6 protein-coding genes and 1 tRNA gene are annotated in these 6,151 nt (G+C 41.6%); all 7 read left to right on the forward strand.

The genetic code is table 11. The features are described 5' to 3' along the window. Positions 1-96: 96 nt before the first annotated feature. The 7 genes from NSCA4_RS0103115 to prmC all read left to right on the forward strand — a co-directional run bounded on the left by NSCA4_RS0103115 (position 97) and on the right by prmC (position 6,053). Entirely contained in the window at positions 97-1,593 is a 1,497-nt protein-coding gene (locus tag NSCA4_RS0103115; protein WP_016686784.1) for a tetratricopeptide repeat protein, read from the forward strand. Positions 1,594-1,620: 27 nt separating this feature from the next. Continuing rightward, positions 1,621-2,715: an alpha-glucan phosphorylase gene (locus tag NSCA4_RS0103120; RefSeq protein ID WP_016686785.1), complete on the forward strand. Its 1,095-nt coding sequence runs from the start codon at positions 1,621-1,623 to the stop codon at positions 2,713-2,715. Positions 2,716-2,727: 12 nt separating this feature from the next. Then, positions 2,728-3,264, forward strand: coding sequence for a GTP-binding protein (locus NSCA4_RS0103125; protein WP_003743737.1), 537 nt, complete (start codon positions 2,728-2,730; stop codon positions 3,262-3,264). A gap of 5 nt (positions 3,265-3,269) precedes the next feature. Beyond that, complete coding sequence (locus NSCA4_RS0103130) at positions 3,270-3,911, forward strand: hypothetical protein (RefSeq protein WP_016686786.1); 642 nt, start codon at positions 3,270-3,272, stop codon at positions 3,909-3,911. Positions 3,912-3,950: 39 nt separating this feature from the next. After that, positions 3,951-4,310: a roadblock/LC7 domain-containing protein gene (locus tag NSCA4_RS0103135; protein ID WP_016686787.1), complete on the forward strand. Its 360-nt coding sequence runs from the start codon at positions 3,951-3,953 to the stop codon at positions 4,308-4,310. Positions 4,311-4,406: 96 nt separating this feature from the next. Further along, positions 4,407-4,482 (forward strand) — tRNA-Asn (locus NSCA4_RS0103140). A 743-nt stretch (positions 4,483-5,225) separates the two neighbouring features. Beyond that, positions 5,226-6,053 carry a peptide chain release factor N(5)-glutamine methyltransferase gene (prmC, locus tag NSCA4_RS0103145; protein WP_029609478.1) on the forward strand — a complete coding sequence of 276 codons (828 nt, stop codon included), beginning with the start codon at positions 5,226-5,228 and terminating at the stop codon, positions 6,051-6,053. Positions 6,054-6,151 lie beyond the last annotated feature (98 nt).

Consider the following 6,151-nt stretch of genomic DNA (forward strand, 5'->3'; position numbering starts at 1 on the left):
TTGCAAAATGGTTTTTTATGTAATTATCGGTTGAATCATGTTATCATAATTCACTCAGAAAATAAGATGATTCGGCAATTTTGATGGTTGCCGGAGATGAATATAAAATATAGTTTGTTTGCTGCTCCACAGAAACGGGAGGTGTTCTTGGATTATTCACTTTTAATCGTATTGTTGGCGCTTTTATTGGTTGTATTGTTGTTTGTCCGTTTTAAGCAAAGCGGAACGACACATAAAAAAACAACTAAGGTTGCCAAATCATCAATACATCATAACAAACCAAATCAAAAAGATGGGGATTCTGTTACTCCGGATTGGATGGATCAGGTCAATCAGTCTGTTTCTGATACTGAACAACAGGATTGGGAGTGGGGTGGAGGCGAGACCTCGGCTTCAACAGCATCAGTATCTGCTCAGGAAGTCGATCCTTTGACTGAATATCAGGTGTACAAACAGTTCGGTTATGAAAGCAAGGCTGCGGAGTCTTTAGCCGGGTATCTGAACGGATTAGGCGATGGGGCTCCCGAAAAGCTGGTTCATGAATTAATCGGGTTGAGCCTCCGTGTAGGCAATGTCGACATGCTGGCTGATGCGTTGGAAAAACACGGATTGGTTTTGTCCGAGGAGAGTTTGGCTGAATACGTTAAGGTCGGTTTAATGACTGAGCCGACGCACTTGCGCCTGCGTGTTTTGGCGGAGGAACGTTTGGGATGGAGCTTGCAGGAAATTGAGCGCAAAATTGGTGAACCTTCGGGAATAGAAGATTCTTCAGAATCGGATTCAACTTCTTCAGATGATGTTCAGCACACTTCTCCAACTTCTCAAGCTTCAAAACGTTCTTTAATTGTGTTAGGAAAAAAAGAATTTAATGACATCACACCCGAGGAAATGGGTGCGGTCATTGGATTTGTTAAGCCTGAGCATGGTGCGAAAATTTTGAAGGATAAGGTTGATTATAAAACGGCAGTACAACAATACAACCGTGCTATTCAAACCTCTCCAAAACCTGCCAGCTTAATTATTGATGCTTTGAAGTTGGACTACCAAAATGAAGAAATTGGTCAGTTCGCGCAACATTTATGGAAGCTTTATCACTCACTTGGCCAATATGGCCGCCAAGTGAAAGAACGGATGCTCGGCTGGGGATATAGTCTTGGTTACCATGAGCTTTTTGATGATTTGGAAAAGGGACCAAATGAAAATCGTGTAAAAGAAATTGGTTTGGCCAGAGGTTATTTGCAGCCCACTTCTTTGCAAATGAAGGCGAAATACCGAGATTTGGTACAAAAAGACTCGTCCGTTATCAGCATGAATTCATCACCCGCTGATGAGGCTCTAAAAGAAGTCGAGTCACTATTGATGTATGGTCAGTTGGATTTGGCTGTTGATACTTTGGAGCAGGCTGTGCTGCAATATCCGCAAGAGTCTCAGTTATATGTCATGTTGTTTGATCTTTACGAAAGAGTTGAAGACTGGGCACGTTTGGAACAGTTCTTACGTATCTTGCGTGAACGGGTTGTCAGTTTGCCGGAAGAAGTTATTTTGGCTATGAGCCGCTTGCTTCAACGCGTAAATCAATATTCAAAAAAATAAAATAAAATCATTTAGAGAGTACCATCTATGGACAATCTTTTACCTAAAATTAAAACCATACGGGTTATGCTTCGTGATATGAAAGAGCAGCAGGAAGCTGTATTCCGTATGGCTTTCAAAATGCACAATACGACGAATTATCAAATCATCGGTACGGATTCTGTTGAAAAGCCGGATTTGGTTCTGGTAGATACAGATACGGCTGACGGCATTGAGACTTGGAAAACGTTGAAAATCGAATATTCCGATATTCCAGTTGCGATGTTTTGCTCACAAGAACCTTCCGTGGAGACGCCATATCTCCCTAAGCCGGTCAAATTCGATACCTTGTTTCCTGTATTGAGAAGTTTAGCTCAAGGAGGCAATGTTTTTAATCCTGCTGATAGTGAGACAGCAAAACAAAATACCGAGGGTAATGGTGACGCTGAAGGAGGGCGAAAAGCAACAATCAAACGGTTTAACCCGAATAAAGGATTGTTGGGAGCATTGAAATTCGCTAGTCAAGGCCATCAGGATATTGCTGTTTTACATGAAAGTAAGCCAGTATTAATAGTTTTCCCAAGTATTCAGCGTGTTTTGTTGACTGTTAATGCACATGATTTGGAGAGCCTTTGTAAAGACGACAATCTTTCTGTGGTATGTAAAGTAGTACCTGACAATCCTCAATGGAAGGAAAAAGCCAAAGTTACCATTATGTCTTGTCTGTGGCAGATGGCTATTTGGACTGCGCAAGGTCGTCTGATTTATCCGATGACGCCTCAAACTATTTTTACATTGAAACGTTGGCCCAATCTTACCAGGCTGGCTCCTGTACCTGAATCTATGAGGCTGTCCGCCTTTCTGACTAAAACATCGGTTAATCTGAATATTCTCTATAAGGTTATGCCGTTGGAGATGCCCGATATATTGAATTATCTTGCAGCTACTTCTGTAACCGGTTTCTTGGCAACGGACACTGAATACGCACACAATCAGACCAATGTTTCCGAACAAGTTGATGTAAATAGCAATGTGCCTGATAGTCAGATGGTAAAAGATGCCGAGAAAATTGCAGGGCCGTCGCAAGAACAACCACGCGGACTGCTGCAACGATTGATGCGTAAGTTATTGGGAAAACGATAAGAAGGACATGTAATGAAGGAAAATAAGATTATCTTTACCGGTCCGGTCGGAGTGGGTAAAACAACAGCTATTTCAGCTTTGTCGGATGAACCTCCTGTACAAACGGACGCATCAGCTTCCGATATGACATTGGTGCGAAAAGGTTATACTACTGTAGCAATGGATTATGGAGTTATTCATTTGGATGAAGAGGTGAAAGTCCACCTTTATGGTACACCAGGTCAGGAACGCTTTAATTTTATGTGGGAAATTTTAAGTCAAGGTAGTATGGGTTTGGTTCTGCTTTTAGATAATACCCGTACTAACCCACTAAAAGACTTGCAATTTTTCTTAGAGGCTTTTCGTGAATTATTGAAAAAAGCCCCGCTGGTTGTCGGTGTTACCAAGATGGATATTCGATCACTGCCAAGCGTTGACGTTTATCAGAAATACTTGGCTCAAAATAATTTTAATGTGCCGGTATTTGAGATTGATGCTCGAAGAGAAGATGATGTAAAACAATTGGTAAGTGCAATGTTGTTCTCAATCGACCCGGGTTTAGAGGTATAAAATAAATGGAATCGACTCTTTCTTTACAATCAAATTTATATCCTAAAGTTACACCGGCAGGGGCATATTATGCGGTGACGAGCGATACTCCCAGTGCCAGCCGCACTTTGTTATATAGCTTGCTGAAGGCAAGTCCTACAGAGGTTATCAGCAGTGAGAAAATTTTGGCATGGGCAGATACCAGTGATATCAATACCGCTTTGAATTTGCTGTACCGCCTACAACGCCTTGAGTTTCTGTATGGTGATGAAAATGCCAGTAATGAGGATATACATCTTACTGACGAGCAATTGCCTTACTTATTGGAGCAACTTTCAAGCTCAGGAAAGGCATTACTGGCAGATGAGAACGGATTGTATTTTGCAAATGCGAATTTCCATCACGAGGCTGCCGAAGAGTTGGGGCTTTTGGCCAGTGAAGTAACAAAGATGGACAGTAGCCATCGCCTATTAATCCGTAATAATCTGCATATTAATAATAATGCATGGGGTATTTGCGATCCTTCAGGACAAAGTGAGTTGACTTTCTTCCCTTTATATATCGGTAATACCAAGTTGATTTTGGTTATCGGCGGTATGCCTGATTTGAACAAGGAAGCATTTGTAACCTTGGTCAAAGTTTTATACCACCGCTATGGAAGCCGTTAACACACTATATACCGATTATTATTTTAGAATGGAATATGTATGCAACAATTATTGATTTCTGTATTGAGCGATTTGAATAATACCTCTCCTGATATTACTGCTTCAGCCGTTATTTCTATTGACGGTTTGCCTATTGCAACCATGTTGCCGTCGCATTTAAATGCAGACCGTGTTGGTGCAATGTCAGCAACATTGCTGGCATTGGGTAACCGCTCCGTCCATGAGTTGGCTTGCGGTGAGCTTGATCAGGTTATGGTGAAAGGGAAGACTGGTTATATTTTGCTGAGTCAGGCAGGAGAAAACGCGGTTTTGGCTTTGATGGCAAAAGAAAGCGGTAAGCTGGGCTTGATTTTGTTGGATGCCAAGCGTGCCGCGAAGCATATTGCTGAAATTCTATAAATTCCAGTATTTATCCGTATTTTAGGAACTTACACCATTGTATTCTTTAAAATAGTGTTGACATAAGTTACTTATTTCTCTATAATCCGAAATCTTTCCCCGATAGCTCAGTCGGTAGAGCGACGGACTGTTAATCCGCAGGTCCCTGGTTCGAGCCCAGGTCGGGGAGCCAAATATAAAAGCCTGATTATTTCAGGCTTTTGCCTTATTCACCGAGAGGTCGTCTGAAATATTTCAGACGACCTCTCAGCTTTTATGATGTTTTAAATACGACGCATCCTTATTTATAGAAAACTTTCTCAATCAGGAATACACAGCCTGAGACCTTTGCAAAAATAGTCTGTTAACGAAATTTGACGCATAAAAATGCGCTAAAAAAATTCCAATTGACTAAAACCTTCCTAATATTGAGCAAAAAGTAGGAAAAATCAGAAAGGTTTTGCATTTTGAAAATGAGATTGAGCATAAAATTTTAGTAACCTATGTTATTGCAAAGGTCTCAGCCTAATCCTTGCGTACTTAAGGAGAATGGTGGTTTAAGAACGTTTAGCGTTTAATTATGATGCTTGTACTGTTTTTACCTGGTTGCTTTTTATTAGATGTGTTCATTTATTAAATACAAGAAAATATATAGGGTATAGGATAAATGTGTAGTAGTTTTAAAGCGGTATTAAGGGATACGACCTTAAATAGTTTTTGTGTTTTTTCATCAAACGACATCTTCTATAGGGAAATCCTCACAAAGCCTCCAGCATTGTTATGTTTCCCGTCTTAATCCTGTTGCTTGGTGAACAAAAAAAGCTACTTGTAAAATTAAATGTTGGTAAATTCAAGGAAATCTTGGAAGTATTTTATGTTTGTTTTTAGCAGGCAGAGTTGATGGATGATGAGATGGAAATGAATGAAAAAAGAGTGATGACATTAGATGACTGGATACGGCAGTCTCCGCTACCGCGCATAGAGGCACGTATGCTTTTGCAAAAGGGAGGAGGTTACAGCCGTGTTCAATTAATAACGCAGGGAGCAGAAGCGATTCCTGCGGATGTTTTCGCTCGGCTGGATAGTTTGGCGGAGCGTCGTCTGAACGGTGAGCCAATGGCTTATATCATGGGTGGCCGAGAGTTTTATGGTCGTTGGTTTGAAGTCTGCCCTGATGTTTTGATTCCCCGTCCGGAAACCGAGCATTTGGTTGAAGCGGTTATCGAATATCTCCCGAAAAACGGACGGGTTTGGGATTTGGGTACCGGTAGCGGGGCGGTTGCTGTTACGGTGGCATTGGAACGGAAGGATGTAGAAGTACGCGCGTCTGATATTAGCAGGCAGGCTTTGGTTGTTGCCCGTCGAAACGCAGAAAATTTGGGTGCAGCAGTTGAGTTTGCATCAGGATCATGGTTCGATACAGATAAAACGTCGTCTGAAGACAAATATTGTTTTGATGTTATTGTTTCCAACCCTCCTTATATTGAGGCAGATGACAGCCATTTGAACCAAGGAGATTTGCGTTTTGAGCCTCAAACGGCATTGACCGATTTTGCCGACGGCTTGACCTGTATTCGGGAGCTGGCACAGCGTGCGCCTGAATTTTTGAAAGAGGGCGGGTGGTTGCTGTTGGAACATGGATATAACCAAGGCGGGGCAGTACGGCAGATTTTGTCGGAAAATGGTTTTACAGAGATTAAAACCCGACAGGATTTGGCCGGTTTAGACAGGCTGACTTTGGGTGTCAGACGACATATTGAATAAGCGTTTTGGTAGTTTGAATAATAAAAAACCAAACGTCCAATCCGTACACGCCAATACAATCTGGAATTTAAAAAGGTCGTCTAAAACCCCAATTTTGG

This window comes from Neisseria sicca 4320 (assembly GCF_000193735.1).
GTDB classification, from domain to species: Bacteria; Pseudomonadota; Gammaproteobacteria; order Burkholderiales; family Neisseriaceae; genus Neisseria; species Neisseria sicca_E.

Coding starts and splice junctions, on each gene's coding strand:
- NSCA4_RS0103115 (WP_016686784.1), top strand. CDS start 97: ATGAATATAAAATATAGTTTGTTTGCTGCTCCACAGAAACGGGAGGTG.
- NSCA4_RS0103120 (WP_016686785.1), top strand. CDS start 1,621: ATGGACAATCTTTTACCTAAAATTAAAACCATACGGGTTATGCTTCGT.
- NSCA4_RS0103125 (WP_003743737.1), top strand. CDS start 2,728: ATGAAGGAAAATAAGATTATCTTTACCGGTCCGGTCGGAGTGGGTAAA.
- NSCA4_RS0103130 (WP_016686786.1), top strand. CDS start 3,270: ATGGAATCGACTCTTTCTTTACAATCAAATTTATATCCTAAAGTTACA.
- NSCA4_RS0103135 (WP_016686787.1), top strand. CDS start 3,951: ATGCAACAATTATTGATTTCTGTATTGAGCGATTTGAATAATACCTCT.
- prmC (WP_029609478.1), top strand. CDS start 5,226: ATGACATTAGATGACTGGATACGGCAGTCTCCGCTACCGCGCATAGAG.